Annotated in this window: 14 protein-coding genes; 5 read left to right on the top strand and 9 right to left on the bottom strand. The window is 57.7% G+C overall.

Annotated elements, in window-relative coordinates; translation table 11 throughout:
• Positions 1-10 precede the first annotated feature (10 nt).
• Entirely contained in the window at positions 11-247 is a 237-nt protein-coding gene (locus tag DSL70_RS05710) for a thioredoxin family protein (protein WP_119306938.1), read from the top strand.
• Between the two features lie 85 nt (positions 248-332).
• Here DSL70_RS05710 and DSL70_RS05705 read toward each other — a convergent pair whose 3' ends face one another.
• From DSL70_RS05705 to DSL70_RS05690, 3 genes are all read right to left on the bottom strand, one after another.
• The gene (locus tag DSL70_RS05705; protein ID WP_205563195.1) at positions 333-989 is read right to left on the bottom strand and encodes a L,D-transpeptidase; all 657 of its coding nucleotides are present in this window, start codon (positions 987-989) and stop codon (positions 333-335) included.
• A 444-nt stretch (positions 990-1433) separates the two neighbouring features.
• A complete protein-coding gene (locus tag DSL70_RS05700) occupies positions 1434-1757 on the bottom strand; it encodes a hypothetical protein (protein ID WP_162916387.1) in 324 nt (107 codons plus the stop codon).
• 449 nt (positions 1758-2206) lie between these two features.
• Positions 2207-3169 (bottom strand): AraC family transcriptional regulator, encoded by a 963-nt coding sequence (locus tag DSL70_RS05690; RefSeq protein WP_245418103.1) that lies wholly within the window; start codon positions 3167-3169, stop codon positions 2207-2209.
• Between the two features lie 297 nt (positions 3170-3466).
• Between DSL70_RS05690 and DSL70_RS05685 the strand changes: the two genes are divergently transcribed.
• Positions 3467-4555 carry a Gfo/Idh/MocA family protein gene (locus DSL70_RS05685; protein ID WP_119306935.1) on the top strand — a complete coding sequence of 363 codons (1089 nt, stop codon included), beginning with the start codon at positions 3467-3469 and terminating at the stop codon, positions 4553-4555.
• Positions 4556-4695: 140 nt separating this feature from the next.
• Here DSL70_RS05685 and DSL70_RS05680 read toward each other — a convergent pair whose 3' ends face one another.
• The gene (locus tag DSL70_RS05680) at positions 4696-6282 is read right to left on the bottom strand and encodes a tannase/feruloyl esterase family alpha/beta hydrolase (protein WP_119306934.1); all 1587 of its coding nucleotides are present in this window, start codon (positions 6280-6282) and stop codon (positions 4696-4698) included.
• Positions 6283-6443: 161 nt separating this feature from the next.
• On the opposite strand from DSL70_RS05680, the gene DSL70_RS05675 reads away from it, so the two are divergent.
• A complete protein-coding gene (locus DSL70_RS05675) occupies positions 6444-7346 on the top strand; it encodes a LysR family transcriptional regulator (RefSeq protein WP_119306933.1) in 903 nt (300 codons plus the stop codon).
• Positions 7347-7363: 17 nt separating this feature from the next.
• On the opposite strand, the gene DSL70_RS05670 is transcribed toward DSL70_RS05675, so the two are convergent.
• A complete protein-coding gene (locus tag DSL70_RS05670; RefSeq protein WP_205563167.1) occupies positions 7364-7885 on the bottom strand; it encodes a cyclophilin-like fold protein in 522 nt (173 codons plus the stop codon).
• Between the two features lie 257 nt (positions 7886-8142).
• On the opposite strand from DSL70_RS05670, the gene DSL70_RS05665 reads away from it, so the two are divergent.
• Positions 8143-9003: an oxidoreductase gene (locus tag DSL70_RS05665; protein WP_119306931.1), complete on the top strand. Its 861-nt coding sequence runs from the start codon at positions 8143-8145 to the stop codon at positions 9001-9003.
• 128 nt (positions 9004-9131) lie between these two features.
• Here the strand turns inward: DSL70_RS05665 and DSL70_RS22720 are convergent, their stop codons facing one another.
• Together DSL70_RS22720 and DSL70_RS05655 are read right to left on the bottom strand one after the other, a co-directional pair.
• Positions 9132-10649 (bottom strand): amino acid ABC transporter permease/ATP-binding protein, encoded by a 1518-nt coding sequence (locus tag DSL70_RS22720; protein WP_119306930.1) that lies wholly within the window; start codon positions 10647-10649, stop codon positions 9132-9134.
• 231 nt (positions 10650-10880) lie between these two features.
• Positions 10881-11663: an ABC transporter substrate-binding protein gene (locus DSL70_RS05655; RefSeq protein WP_425359338.1), complete on the bottom strand. Its 783-nt coding sequence runs from the start codon at positions 11661-11663 to the stop codon at positions 10881-10883.
• A gap of 226 nt (positions 11664-11889) precedes the next feature.
• Between DSL70_RS05655 and DSL70_RS05650 the strand changes: the two genes are divergently transcribed.
• Complete coding sequence (locus DSL70_RS05650; RefSeq protein WP_119306929.1) at positions 11890-12975, top strand: LacI family DNA-binding transcriptional regulator; 1086 nt, start codon at positions 11890-11892, stop codon at positions 12973-12975.
• 103 nt (positions 12976-13078) lie between these two features.
• Here the strand turns inward: DSL70_RS05650 and DSL70_RS05645 are convergent, their stop codons facing one another.
• Together DSL70_RS05645 and DSL70_RS05640 are read right to left on the bottom strand one after the other, a co-directional pair.
• The gene (locus tag DSL70_RS05645) at positions 13079-13927 is read right to left on the bottom strand and encodes a PfkB family carbohydrate kinase (protein WP_119306928.1); all 849 of its coding nucleotides are present in this window, start codon (positions 13925-13927) and stop codon (positions 13079-13081) included.
• A gap of 155 nt (positions 13928-14082) precedes the next feature.
• Positions 14083-15066 (bottom strand): SIS domain-containing protein, encoded by a 984-nt coding sequence (locus tag DSL70_RS05640; protein ID WP_119306927.1) that lies wholly within the window; start codon positions 15064-15066, stop codon positions 14083-14085.
• Positions 15067-15395 lie beyond the last annotated feature (329 nt).

Genomic DNA, 15395 nt, shown 5'->3' with positions numbered 1-15395 from the left:
AGTGACTGTCATGAAACAGGTTAAAGTCTATGGTCCCGGCTGCAAACGCTGCGAGACAACGGCCCAGATGGTGCGGGATGCCGCAGCCAAACTGGGGCTTGATGCCGACGTCGAAAAAGTGACCGACCCCAAGGAAATCGCCATGGCTGGCGTGCTGTCCACACCGGGTATCTCGATTGATGGCAAGCTGGTGCACGCCGGTGGCCTGCCGGATGAAGCAAAGCTTGAAGGCTGGCTCAAGGCTTAGGGCAGGAACGGCTCAGCTTGATACGAGTATCGAATGAAAAACGGCGGGGCAATCCCCGCCGTTTTTGTGCAAGCAACACTGCGCCTCAGATCACCACGATCGGGGTCTGCGGAGGCACCCGGCGGTGCAGGTCGATGATGTCCTGATTGAGCATGCGCACACAGCCGGAGGAGACGGCCCGGCCGATGGACCAGACCTCGGCAGTGCCGTGCAGCCGGTAAAGGGTGTCCTTCCCGTTCTGATAGATATAGAGGGCGCGGGCGCCAAGCGGGTTGTTCAGCCCCGGAGGCATACCGCCGTTGCGCCAGCTCCATTTTTCCAGCTCGGGCTGCCGGGCAATCATTTCTTCCGGTGGCGTCCATGTCGGCCAGACGGCCTTGCGGGCGACAACGGCTCGGCCGGACCATTCAAACCCGGCACGTCCCAGACCAACGCCATAACGAATGGCGCGGCCATTTTCTCCAACCAGATAGAGGAAGAAATTCTGCGTATCGACAATAAGCGTGCCGACCTTCTCATCGGTAGTGTAGGCCACTTCCTGACGCAGGAATTTCTTGTTGATCTTGCTCAGGTCGATGGCGGGCAGCGGGAACTGCTCTTCGGGCATCGGGCCATACATCACTTCAAACGGGCTGGAGAGGCCCGGGTCCGGGAGGGTTGGTTTCGTGCGGGTGCTGCAGGCTGCCAACAGGCCAAAGCTCATCAGGGCCGAGCCTTTGATGAAACTGCGGCGGGAGGGCATCATTTGGTCCAGCCCAACAGATGGCGGCGTATCTTTTTCTTGTATCACGTTTCGTCACTCACTTTGATCGTGTAATTTGGCCAATGGCAATCACCAAGCATAAGGCTCTCACCAAGCCTCAAGCTGGAGTGTCTGCAACCGGATACCTTATTGGCACCCTGCTGCCTGGCCAGACTGCACGGGGAAGATTGTCTTCCAGAAATATTCGGCCTCAATTGAGGCAACTTTCGGCCACTGAGCGATCAAGATCCGCCACAAAGCCCATATTCCACCGTCAAACAGCATGAACACAACATGTGGGGGTCTAAGGATTAATACTCAAGGCTTGGATGTCCGGGATTCAATCGCCCAAATGCTGCTTAAATCAGAGCATTCAAGCGCAAAAAGGCACTCAATGGTCAGGCGATGCCTTCGTTTGAAACCGAATCGAACACGGACTTGCCGTCAGGCAAAACGGGGAGGGGGAGGGTCCGGTGAGTAGATCCGGGCTGAAAAGACCTGACCGCCATAGGAAAGCGCTTCATCTTCAGGCGACAGACCGAAGGTTGATGGCACCGCAGTCAGGGTCAGAACCTTGGCGCTGCATTGCCCCTGCTGCTTGGCAGGGGCTGCTGGCGATGTCTTGCAGGGTTGGGCGACCGATTCCACCAGCGCAGTAGCAAGCTCTTCCACGACAGGTTGGCTTGGCGGCGTCGCGGCTGCATTCCCTGGATGGGAAAAGTGGCTGCCGAAATAGACGAACGAAATCACGCCCACCAGAAGGAGCATGTTCCCAATCCATCCAAACCGTGCGGCAAAGCACATCATTTCCCGGCAGTTCCTTCTTTTGCAACAGATTCGCCATTCGTCGGACATGATGCCACAAAATTATGCATATGGAAGTCACAATTCTGCGAAAGTCTGCAAGGCCGCTATGCAGGCAACGGTTTGAAGGCTATCAGGACGGTTCCTGCCGTGATGAAACGCTTGGTCACAGGATGGAAAGGTCTATTTCAGCAGATACTTGATGAGAGCGGCGATGATCAGGATACCGATGATCAGGATCAGCCAGCTACCAATGCCGCCATAGCCGATCCCCATTCCAAATCCCATTCCGTTTCCGCGCATGGCTCCGGTCCTCCCCCTGAGAATGATCTGGCAGGCCCTCTTGCTCACTTGCCGATCATTGCGGAGAACGCCTGCCATCTTTCCAGTCTAGTACGGATCGCTCCGCCCGCTCAGTGACACAAGGCAGCACGGGAAGCCGCATCGGAGGCCGCTTCCTTCTGGGATTGCACCGGGGAGCGATGATCCCTGCTGGCATCCCGGGACGGCGGCACACCGAACATGCGTGAATACTCCCGACTGAACTGCGACGGGCTCTCATAGCCCACAGCAAAGGCGGCGCGGCTCACCTCGGCACCGGCCAGGATGGACCGGCGGGCGGCCTGCAGGCGCAGGGTCTTTTGATATTGCAACGGGCTCATGCCCGTTGCCGTGCGAAAGTGGCGCCGGAAGGACGGCTGGCTCATCCCGGCACAGCTGGCCATGTCCTCGATCGGCACGCTCTTGTCGAGGTTGGTGCGGATCCAGTTGAGGGCGCGCCGGATCTGCTGGATCCTCGGATCAGACAGCACAATCTGATGGATGGCCCCGCCTTGCGGGCCGCGCAATAGGCGATAGAGTATCTCGCGCCGGATCAGGGGACCCATGACCGGAAGGTCTTCCGGGCTGGCTGGCAGTTTGAGCAGGCGAGCGCAGGCATCCAGCAGGTCAAGCGAGGCTGGGCCGAGGGCGTAGCATTTGCCCTGTTCCGGTTCCAGATTGATGGCTTCGGCGATGAGGTCCGCCAGACTGTCCTGTTCCAGCATCAGGTTGAGCGCCAGATAAGGCTGCTCAGGGCTGGCGGACGTGATGCGGCTGGTGATGGGCAGGTCGATCGAGCCGATGAAACAGGACCCCGGATCATAATGTAGCACGGTCTGCCCGATGGTCACCTCCATGGTGCCCTGAATCACAATGCTTGCCATGGGAGCATAGAGTTCGGACATCGTTGGCTGGGTGGATGTGGCGGCAAAAAGCTCGACACCGGCAAGGATCTCCTCGCGCACGATGGGTTCGGTCCTGCCGGCGAGACAGGACAGCGCCATCAGCTCCAGGCGGCGCAACAGATCCGGTCGCCCGGCTTGGTCTTCAGGCATGTCTATTGGTCTCCTTCCTTGCATCGGGATCAGTCACTTTGATCAGATCAGGCAAGTCTGCGATCAAATTCGGCAAGGGGAAATGGGGCTCAACTTCCTATATTGTAACCAGAAAACCGGCCCCTTGGTCAAGTGTTCCCATTCTGCCAACGGCAGATGAATTTCGTATTTTGGGCATGTCGCACCAAACGCGCCTGCCGTCAGATGGTCGCTTTCATTATTTGAAACATGCAGGTTCCCTGATCGTGAAAAGGCGGGAACTGCTGCACAAGAGTAAACAGCAAGGAATGTCTCCCCATGTCTAGCAAACCTGTTCGTGTCGGCTTCATTGGATTGAACCCGGATAGCAACTGGGCCTTCATGGCGCATGTGCCCGCCCTCAAGTCGCTGGGCGATCGCTTCGAAATCGTCGGCGTTGCAAACAGTTCAGCCCAGAGTGCCGAACGCACTGCCAAGGCGCTCGGCCTCAAGCATGCCTTTCAAACACCTGATGCGCTGGTCGCTTCCGACGAGGTGGATCTGGTGGTCGTCACCGTCAAGGTGCCTTACCATTTCGAGCTTGTCTCCAAGGCGCTAAACGCCGGAAAACATGTCTATTGCGAATGGCCACTTGGCAACGGTGTTGAGGAAGCCCGCAAGCTTGCCGCGCTCGCCGAAGAAAAGGGCGTCGTTGCCGTTGCCGGCACACAGGCCCGTGCAGCGCACGAGATCCTGCATCTCAAGAAGCTGATCGCCGACGGCTATGTTGGCAGGGTGCTGTCCACCACACTGGTGGGCACGGGTGGCAACTGGGCCAACCAGGCCAGCTCCGCTCTCTACTATCTGTTCGACAAAACCAACGGAGCCACCATGCAGGACATCCCCATGGCGCACACGTTGGCTGCCGTCAAGGATGTGCTGGGCGATTTCGGCGACCTCGATGGCCGCTTCATCAGCAACTTCAAGACTGTGAAGGTAACCGATACCGGTGAGGAAAGGCCCAAGACTGCTGCCGATCAGGTCATGGTTCACGGAGCCATGGCAAGCGGAGCCGCCTTCTCCCTGCATTATCGGGGTGGCACCAACCGGGGTACCAACCTGCTCTGGGAAATCAATGGCACTGAAGGGGACATTCAGGTCACGGCAGGTCTCGGTCATGCCCAGATGGTCCAACTGACCGTGCGGGGTGCGCGTGGCGAGGACAAGGAGCTCGCAGAGCTGATGCCGGACGCCTCGGTCTATGAAGGGCAGCCGGAATTTCCAGGAGCCCGCAATGTTGCCGGTATCTACGCTCTTCTTGCTGACGACATCCAGAATGGCACCCGCACGGCACCGACCTTCGATGATGCACTTGCATTGCACGAAATTCTGGACCGGATCGAGAAATCCGCCGAAGCCAAGGGCTGAGAGCGGAGGCCGAAGCGTCGAGGAGGCTGCACCCCCACAGCCTCCTGCATAAAAAAGCGGCCGCCAGAATCACCCGTTGGTGACACTGGCGGCCGGTACGCATGGCTCCAGTCGGCCTTGTTGTATGGGCTTGGCGGAAATTATTGGCAGCTGTAGCTGTCAATGCTGGTTTTATCGCCGCCCTTATAGTGAGCTTCCTTGGGATATGCGCAAATCGGTTGGGTCGTGCCTTCAAAGCTCTTGCCGGTCGCAGCCATCTGCTCGGGCGCTTTGTTGCTGTCCATCCATTTTTCCATGACCGTCAGCGGATCGAAGTCATCCATAGCCGGGCCGCCGCCACAGTGAGTCATGCCGGGAACCATGAACAGGCGGGAGAACTCCGTATCGCCGGTGTTGGCCTCTGCCTTTTCATACCAGGTCATCAGGTCGCTGGCCGAAAAGACCGGGTCGGACATGCCGTGGAAGACCAGAAGTTTGCCACCATGGTTGGCATAGGTGGTCATGAAGGTCGAGTTGGCGTCGAAATAGCCGCCGACTTCACGAACCGCTTGCTCCGCCTTGCCGAAATCCAGCGTTGCCAGATCAACACTCGGGGTTGGCGGCGTCATGAACAGCTGCGAGAAGGACGCAAGGCCCAGAACAACGTTGAGGGCGTTGGATTGGCCATTCTCCGATGTCCCCAGTTTCCACGCGCGCCAGCCTGCCGCATTGATCCCGGCGTCGACCGGCCAGTCGCTGTAAACGGAGTTGCCTCCGGCATCCACCGGCCCGGCCATGACGCGCTTCAGGGCATCGAGTTTCTTGTCTTCCAGCGTGCCTCGCAGGCTTTCCAGATCGAATTTGCAGCTTTTGTAGGCGTTGATCAGACCATCCTTGAGACCATCCTGATCGTCGCACGCATCGAGCACCGCCCGGGAAACCAGATCGAGATCGTCCTGAGTCAGGGCCTTGGCCAGAATTTTCTCGCCATTCACTTCTGGCGCAATGGCCATCAGTTGCTTAACATCCCACAGTTCCGCCAGCGGCGCATGGGAGAGATGGAAACCGGGATTGCCGGCAACAACACCATCAAATTCCAGTGGAAAGCGTTGGGCTGCCATCAGGGCTTCGCGGCCACCATTCGAGCATCCCATGAAGACCGACTGGTCTGGCTGTCTGCCATAGAATTCGTCGATCAGATCCTTTGCCACGTTGGTCACCTTGCCGATGGCCGCAAAGCCGAGGTCAAGCCGGGCCTGCTGGTCCTGGGCAAAGGCGGCGTCATAACCGTTGTGGCCACCGTCCATGCTGATGACCGCATAGCCGCGGGCAAGGGCCGGCGTTGCCGTGGTGGTATTGACCGGCACGGAGCCGATCGCTGGGGCAATGAAGCCATCCATGCCGCCACCGCCCTGGAACAGGAAGCGGCCATTCCAGTCCACCGGAGCGCGGAACTGGAAGCGGATGCCATATTGCCCGCCAACACCGGCCCGATCCTCGATCTTGCCTTCGACAAGACAGTGGGTGCTAACGGCAAGGGCGCGCGGCGAGCCGCCGGTCATTGCCGAATTGGGGTCGGCAGGCAATTCACCTGCCTGCTGAAGGGAGGCTGTGTCGATCCGGACATTGCGAATTGCCACTCCGGCGAGGGCTTCGCATTTGTTTGCCATGTCATCTGCCCGCGCCATCGAAGGAAGCGCAGTGCCACTCATCAGCAAAAGGGAAAGACCAAGAAAACGCACAGGCATTCCGACACCTCCATATGTGTTGCGTGATGTTTGATGTGCTGTCTTGATGCAGAATATCAGTGTATTTTTTGATTAAATAGCGCTAATGTTTGCTCTTATTGAACAGAAAAATTGTTCAATTAAATAGGACTGAAAAGTTCTGAACAGCGAGGGTAAGAGCCGTGCTGATCCCGAGAACAACGATAGAACAATGGGTTGTCCTGCAAACCGTGGTGCGTCTTGGCTCCTTTGCGCTGGCCGCGGAAGCCCTCAACAGAAGTCCCTCTTCAATCAGCTACACGATCAACAAATTGCAGCAGGGTCTGGGTGCCGAGCTGATGATTGCTGAGGGACGTCGGGCGGTTCTGACCGAGCTGGGGCGCGAGCTACTGGATGCTGCCGCGCCCTTGATCGAGGACTTTGTCGAGCTTGAGGCGCATGTGCGCAGCAAGACCGCCGTCTTTTCCCAGCGGCTCAGTCTTGATGTCGACAGCCTTTATCCTTCGTCGCTGCTGTTTGAGGCGCTGTCGCAATTCTCGATGCGCTATCCGGACTATCGGGTGGATCTGAGGGAACATGTCCGGCGTGCGGTGGTGTCCGAATCCGGCGCTGACTGGGACCTGGCAATCTCTATGCCGTCGCCCAACCTGCGCAGTCTTCACCGGCTCTATGAAAGCCGCTTCGTTCAGGTGGCGCGCAGCGATCACCCGCTCGTTGAGCGCAAACCGACACGCTCGGCCATGATGCGCCATACGCGGGTCGTGGTAGAGGGGGACGAGGTGATTGCCGGAACGGAATCGCCAAAGGAAGGCCGGTTCTGGGTTGTCGAAAGCGTCGAGGCGATCAAGGCCGCGATCCTGCAGGGCAACTGCTACGGCTGGATACCGCAGGACACGATCCAGACCGAGCTCGATAACGGCACTGTCCGGTTGCTGGATCTGGGGCCGATGGCCACCGGATCCATCCCGCTCGAGCTCTACATGCGCCAGACGGCCGAAGCAAGCGCCCCCATTCGCTATCTGGTTGAGTGCCTGATCGAGGTATCCGCTCGTGGAGCGGGCCGGGTGGATAGGGCTGGGGCCTGATCCTTTTTGGCAACAGCTCAGTCTTCCAGCTTGCGGATACTGATGGTGCCTTGCATGGGGGCGATCTGATCGATGCCGGTGAGGCCGATGCCAAGGCGGTGCATTTCATCCCGGGCATAAAAGTCCTGATAGAGCATGAAGACATCGCCCCAGGGGGCATAATAGCTCAACTCGCCCTTCAGGCCTTCATGATAGGCCTCATGATCCGTGACCCCGAGCTTTTCGGGGGGATAGAACATCCACTGCGCATTGCGGAAATTGGTCAGTGGCAGATCCAGCGGCAGTTGCCGATAGAAGTCTCGCGCGGCCTTCGTATCATAGAGCTGAAAGGTCGCCCGGTAGGTGCCGGACGTGATGACAAGCTTCATGTCCGAGAGGGCAAAGCCTCGTGCGACAGGAACGGGGCCGACCTTGCCGGAGTTCGCCACCGCGGGGGGCATCGCTGCTCCGAGCATCAGGATACCCCAGACGATCAGACTATATGCGCGCACTGAAGGAGGGACTGTAAATCCGGACAAAGCGGGGATTGGGCGGGACATAAAGCTCTCCTGTGGTCACGCGTCTGCTGGTCGCGTGCCAGTCTACAGATACTAGCCGGCGAGAAAAGCGCCGCTCCACCGATGCCAGTCATGAAGCTGTCCCATGAATGCTATGTCGGCAGCCCTCATGAAACTTTCCGCCAAAAGGGCCAGATTAGGGCCAGACATTTTCAGATGTTGAACAGACGGGCCAGACATCCGCGCGCATACCAGTTGCCGGGGCAGGCCCGAATTCATTTCAAGAAGGAGATAGTGCAATGGCTGAACAGAACCCCGTTTGGTTCATCACCGGATGTTCGTCCGGATTTGGTCGCGAAATCGCAAAGCTGCTGCTTTCGCAGGGTGTCCGCGTGGCTATGACCGCCCGCAAGCTTGAAAGTCTTGCCGATCTGGTGGCTGGCAACGAAGAATTGGCCCTGCCGCTGGCGCTTGATGTCAATGACAACGCCCAGATCGATGCGGCCGTGTCAAAGGCCGAGGCGCATTTCGGCCAGATCGATATTTTGGTAAACAACGCCGGTTATGGCTATTTTGCCGCCATTGAAGAAGGTGAGGAAGAGGAAATCCGCCGCCAGTTTGACACCAACGTCTTTGGCCTTGCCGCCGTGACACGTCGTGTTCTGCCGGGCATGCGCACGCGCCGGTCCGGTCATATTATCAACTTCTCGTCAATCGGCGGCCTGACATCGCATCCTGCGCTGGGCTACTACTGCGCCACGAAATTTGCCGTCGAAGCCATTTCCGAGGCTCTGTCCAAAGAGGTCGCGCCACTCGGTATCAAAGTCACGCTGATCGAGCCGTCGGGCTTCCGCACCGACTGGGCCGGGCGGTCCTCGGTCGATCCCAAGGTCACGATTGATGACTATGCCGAAACTGCGGGCTATGTCCGCAGCCTGCAGCATGACTATTCTGGCAAACAGCCCGGTGATCCGGCACGTCTGGCCAAGGCAGTGGTCGATGTGTCTCGACATGACAACCCGCCGCTCCGCCTGTTGATGGGCTCTTATGCCTATAATCTGGGTATGGAACGGGTTGAAGAACTGAGGAAGACTTTCGAGGAATGGAAGGATGTCACCTGCGGCGTCGATTTCCCCGATGCCGATCCTTCCGCCGTTTAAGGTGGGCGTAACGGCTGAGACCAAAAAGGAAAAGCGGCCAGTGGCCGCTTTTTTTTGACAGTCGGACGAAACGGGTGTCGAGACCAGAAGTAAAAGGCGCGCTCTGGCGTCTCCTGCCCTTTGTGCTGCTAGAGCACTTCCTGCAGGAAGTGCTTGAGACGCTCGTTCTTCGGATTGTCGAAGATCTGCTCCGGTGCCCCGGCTTCAACGATGCGGCCTTCATCCATGAACACCACCTGATCTGCCACCTTGCGGGCAAAGCCCATTTCGTGGGTGACCACGATCATCGTCATCCCGCGCTTGCCCAGATCCGTCATCAGTTCCAGCACACCCTTGACCAGTTCGGGGTCAAGCGCGCTTGTCACTTCGTCAAACAGGATGACTTCCGGCTCCATGGCCAATGTGCGGGCGATGGCTACACGCTGCTGCTGGCCACCGGACAGGTTGGCCGGGCGGTGGTTCATGCGCGAGGCAAGGCCCACGTCTGAAAGCCGCTCCTCGGCCAGTGCCCGCGCCTCGGAAAGCGGCAGCTTCTTGACCTTGTTGAGGGCGAGGCTGACGTTCTGCAGGGCAGTATGGTCCGGGAACAGGTTGAACTGCTGGAAGACCATGCCGATACGGCGCCGGAGGGTTTCCTGATGCATGGTCAGCACGTCGCTGCCATCTAGCGTAACGGCACCGGACTTGGGCTCGACCAGACGGTTGAGACCGCGCAGCAGGGTGGACTTGCCCGACCCGGAAGGGCCAATGACACAGGTGACCGATCCAGCCGGAACCTCCAGCGAGACATCTTTCAACACTTCGATGTCGCCATAGGCCATGGTGAGGTTCGAGATCTTCAGGCTGCCACCTTTGAAATCAGGCTTCTTGGCGGCGCGGTCTGTGGTCTGAGCGGCCTGTTCGGAAACCTCTTCAAGGCCGGAAACCGGGGCCTGCCGGGTGATCTTGCCCGTGCGCAACCGGTCGTCGATGTAGTTGACCAGATGGGTCAGCGGCACAGTGATGATGAGGTAGAAGATACCGGCCAGCAGCAGTGGCGACAGGTTGCCGGTCACCACAGCCTGATCCTGCCCGACGCGGAACAGATCGCGCTGGTAGGTGAGCAGACCGAGGAAATAGACAAGGCTCGAATCCTTGACGTTGCCGATGAACTGGTTGACCAGAGCGGGCAGGATGCGACGGATGCCCTGAGGCACCACGATCAGTCGCATGCCCTGACCGTAGCTCATGGACAAGGCGCGACAGGCTTCCATCTGGCCCTTGTCGACGCTCTGGATGCCCGAGCGGAAAATCTCGCCGATATAGGCTCCGGCAATCAGGCTGAGCGCCGCGATCCCCAGCGGGAAGGGAGAGGGGCCAAACAACTCCCGGCCGATGCGGGCAAAGCCCTGACCGATCAATAGGATGGTGACCGTTGCAGGCAGGCCGCGGAAAATGTCGGTGTAGATGCGGGCGGGCAGCTTGAGCCATGGTGAGCGGGAAATGCCCATGACAGCCAGCACAATCCCGATCACGACGCCGAAGAAGGTTGAAAATGCTGCGAGAATGAGAGTGTTCTTGAGCCCGATGTAAAACATGCTGGGCAGAACGGAGGCCATAGCATCAAAGTCCAGAAAGCTACGCCGTAAGGTTTCTAACCAATCCATTTATTTGTTGTCCCGTTTGTTACCGTCTGGCGAGAAGCCCTGATCATGAGAATGAGGTCTGCGTTTCAATGCCGGGTCACATCCATGCAAACTGCAGGCGGGACGTGACGGGAAGGTGGGGAATGGCCGAAACTGAAACGCATATCATCATGCGTATTTTCTGCCGCATCGAGGGCGGATTGCGCCGCCCTCGTGCGTATCGGTAAGCTGGTTATGCGGTATGCCTAGGCATCAGTTCTTTGGCAGATACTGCTCAGGCATCGGGCTGCCCGGGAACCATTTGGTGTGCAGCTCCTTCCAGGTGCCATCCTGCATGGCCTCATGGATCTTCTCGTTGAGGGCGTCGAGAAGCTTCGGATTGCCCTTGCGAACGACAAAGCCGGCAGGCGCATCGAAGGATGCATAATTCTGCATGACTTTCAGGCTCGGGAAGTTGACGCCGAACTGCTTGGCAGCTTCATAGTCGAGGAAGTGGGCATCGATCATGCCGTTGTTCATGGCCGCAACAGCACTGTTGTTGTCCGGGAAACGGACCAGCTGGGCATCCGGGAAATGCTTTTGGGCGTAGTCGTCCTGCAGCGTGCCCTGAACAATGCCGAGGCGTTTGTCTTTCAGGCTTTCTATGGTCGTCAGGGATTCGTCAGCGGTCAGGACCGATAGGAAACCGGCCAGATAGCCATCGGTGAAGTCAGCGACTTCCTTGCGTTTTGCGGTGGTGCCGATGGCGCCGACTGCAACGTCAAAGCGGCCGTTGGCAACCGAAGGGATGAGGGCCGCAAAGTCCTGACCGACAAAGACAACCTTGTCTTTTTCAAAGCCGAGACGTTTGGCGATGTCCTGGAAGAATTCCACGTCGAAGCCGGAGAAGGTGCCGTCAGCGGTAACAAAGGCATATGGCTTTGCGTCTGACATCGTACCAACCATGATGGAGGTCGGATCAATAAGACCGTATGGATTTCCATCTGCAGCATTGGCGGGAGCTACGAGAAGAGATACAACGAGACCTGACATCATTGCCAGGCACGAACGGCGGGTGACCGCGCCGAAAAGATTGGTGAGCTTCATGCTGTTCTCCATGGGGTCTCTGCCGGCGACCAGGCAAAAAATTGGCTGAACCGACAAAGTCGAAAGTGTTGCGAATTTGGCGTTTGCTAGGCCGATCCTCGTTAGTGAGACCGGTCTCAATGAAAGACTATGATGAACTTGACTGCGCGTCAACTCGTCTGTAGGCATTTAAGTCATGGAAAAAAAGAATCTTCAGTCCTCATCCGTAACCGTGGCCGATGTTGCCCGGCACGCCCATGTTTCAAAGTCGACCGCTGCGCGCGTGCTCGGGGGCTATGGCGTGACCAGTGAAAAGGTTCGTGAACGGGTGCAGGCTTCTGCCAAGGCATTGAAATATAGGGCAAATGAGCTTGCCAGGTCGATGACGACCGGCAAGTCCAAGACCATTGGCGTTGTTGTGGGCGATATCGAGAACTCCTTCTTCGGCATCGCGGTGCGCAGCATCACCGACGTTTTGAACGCCCATGGCTTCAATGTGATCCTTGCCAATTCCGACGAAAATTTCGATGTGGAACGTGAAGCTGTGAATGTTCTGGTGGGAAAACAGGTGGATGGACTAATCGTCGCACCCGCCAACCGCTATGAAATCGCCCACCTCGAGAATCTCAAATCGCTCAAATGTGCCATGGTGCTGTTTGACCGCGAGATCCCAAGCCTGAATGTGGATACGGTCGTCAGCGACGATGCGGAGGCTGCGGCGAACGCCACGGCACAGTTCATCGATGCCGGTCACAAACGGCTGGCCTTCGTTACGGCCACCCAGAAAGAGCGGCGGAGTGACGACGGGGAATGGCTGATTCCGACATCCTCTGTCGGCCGCCGTATCGAGGGGTTTCTTTCTGCCTGTTCCCGTGCCGGACTGAAGAAGGAAGACAGCATTGTTGTTCTCAACTCCGATCCCGATAAGGGGCTGGCACCCGATATCAGCAACCTGCTCGATCAACCCGAAAGGCCAACGGCCATTCTTGCATCGGACAGTCACGTCGCGCTCGAAATCTTCAAGCAGGCGCAGGAACGCAACATCGAACTGCCCGGCGAGCTGTCGCTGATTGCCTTCCATAATGCCGACTGGACCGAAGTGACCCGACCGACCATCACTGTGATCGATCAGCCGGTTTCTGAAATGGGACGCTGGAGCGCCGAGCAGCTCATCAAGCGGATCGAAGGCAGCACTGAACCGGCCCTCAGCCAAGTCATCAAGATGAAGATCATCAATCGCCAGTCGGTCGTTCCGCCCCAGTCTGTTGTTCCCCCGAAGTAATGCTGTCCGTCAGGCAGCCTAGCGATAGGGTAGACATGAAAAAGGGCGACATCGCTGCCGCCCGTCTGTTGCTCTGCCGACCCTTGTCAGTTCGCCGTTCTTCTCAGGCTTCTTCAACCTTGTAGGGATGACCGAACGCGCCAAACCGCGTGCAGGTGTCTGCGGCAAAGCTGGCGGCTTCATCAAGGGATTCCTCGACGGAATGTCCCATGAGAATGCCACTGATATAGGCCGCGATGAAGGAATCACCTGCACCGAGCGTATCGGTGACTTCCACCGGCTTGATGCCCTGGCGATAGCGTTTGCCTGCCACTTGCCAGAAGGCGCCGTCTGATCCGCGGGTCACGCCGACGGTCTCAACGCCGAGGCCAGCAACGGTGGCAATCAGATCATCAATGCCCTGATCGTCAAGTTTCGAGCCGGAGAAAAAGGCCATCGTGATATAGGGGGCGACGCTTTTCACATAGTCCATGCCGAGGTGCGAGGAGAAGTCGAAGGATACGGCATTGGCGCGTTCACGGATTTTTGGCAATTCGTTTTCAAGATAGCTGAACACCGAGGTGTGGACGCAGCCATGCTCTTCGACGGCCTCAAGGTCGACTTCCTCCATGCGCAGGGTCAGCTGGCGCTGGATGCCCCCCTTGTTGGAGCCCAGAAAAACCCGGTCGCCCTTTTCATCAAGATGCACGACAGCCTTGCCATTTTCGCCACAGGCCTGACGCATGCGGTCGATCCAGATGCCTTCTGCCTTGAGGCTCTTGATGACATGCTCGCCTTCCACGTCATTGCCGACAAGGCCGATATAGCCGGCTTTCTCAAGGCCAAACCGTTTGGCCAGAACAGCAACGTTGAGCGCATTCCCGCCGGGGAAGAATTCACTACGGTCTTTATAGAAATCGACGACATTGTCACCGATGCCAAGCAGGGATGCCTTGTTCTTGGAGAGGGTCATTGAGTGGGCTTTCAATTGCTGTCTTGTCGCTGGAATTCTAATGGACCACTTTCCCGCCGGAAAGTGTCTGAATTGTTCATGCGCCACGTATCTGTGTTCGGGAGGAGGAGAGGGTGGGCAGGAGACCAGAGGGGAAAGCCCCCCGCCCGTAGAGATCAGTATTCCATGCGCCACATGTAGCGACGGACGGTCAATGGATGGCCACGGCGATCACCAAGCTCGACGGCATAGAGGCGCAGTACGAGGTTGAACATGATCGGGGTCAGATATTCGGCAGCCTCACCAGCCAGGGCTTCAAGGCCGAAATCGGCAGCGTCGAGCACAGACAGACGCTTGGAATATTTCTCGGCGAAGGCAAGGGCGCGCTCGTCCATCTTGCGTGCGTTGCCAAGGCCCTTGAGAATGATGATCGGCGTGTCGAAATCAGTGATTTCAAACGGACCATGGAAATATTCGCCAGAATGGATGCAAGCTGAATGGACCCACTGCATTTCCTGCAACAGGCAGATGGCGAAGGCATATGCGGTCGAGTGGTTGGAACCCGATGCCATCGTGTAGATGACCGGTTCGCGCTTGTGGCTTTCGCCGAACTCGGCAGCAGCAGCAGCATATTTCGCCTTGAGCGCCTCGCCCTTTTCGTGCAGCGCAGGCACAGCCTTGCTGACCTGATCAAACTTGCTGTTGCCTTCCAGCTTGTTGAGGATGCCAAAAACCAGCAGCAGCAGCATGACCGAATTGTGCTTGCTGGTTACCGAAAGTGGATCCCATTCGTAGAAGACGGTGTTTTCGGTAGCCTTGTCCAGCGGCGAGTCCGCCAGATTGGTCAGGGAGATGGTCAGAGCACCGGCCTTGCGGGCATATTCGGTGGCCGCAACGGTTTCCGGGGTGTTGCCCGAATGGGAGCAGGTGATGACGAGCGAGTCCTTGCCAAGGCGCACCGGAGCGCGTGCCAGAAATTCCGCCGAGCTGTAGCCATAGGAGGCGATCGCCTTGGCCTCACGGTCTACCACATATTGCCCTTCCTGCAGGAGGGCATAGGATCCGCCACATGCAACAAAATAAATTTCGGAGATGGTGCCACGCGCAGCCACTGCAGCGATGGCTTCATCCAAACCGTAGTTCTTGACTTGATCGTTCATACCGAGATCCTTAGTGACATTATATGAGGTCTTATAGATAATTCGTCATTGAGACCGGTGTCAATATTGCAAAACCGGCATTTTTTGGCAAGTCGAAAGAAAAATTCATTCACTTGAAACATGCCGGCTCTGCCGGATGCGCGGTTTCCGGTTTTCTCGCCAGGTTAGACGAGTGATCAAACGGCGCGGTCTTTGGCCGATGCCCATGGCTTGGGGCGGCAAATGAGAAATCCGGGCAAAAAACAGGGGCGTGACGCCCCTGAGGTTGTGCTGTCTGGAAAACAGGAGTGGAATCCCTGTCATTCCTGTGGATCATTGGCCCGAGTGAC

The organism is Cohaesibacter haloalkalitolerans, assembly GCF_003574655.1.
In the GTDB taxonomy this organism is placed as follows: Bacteria; Pseudomonadota; Alphaproteobacteria; order Rhizobiales; family Cohaesibacteraceae; genus Cohaesibacter; species Cohaesibacter haloalkalitolerans.
This window is presented reverse-complemented; position numbering and strand designations above follow the sequence as displayed.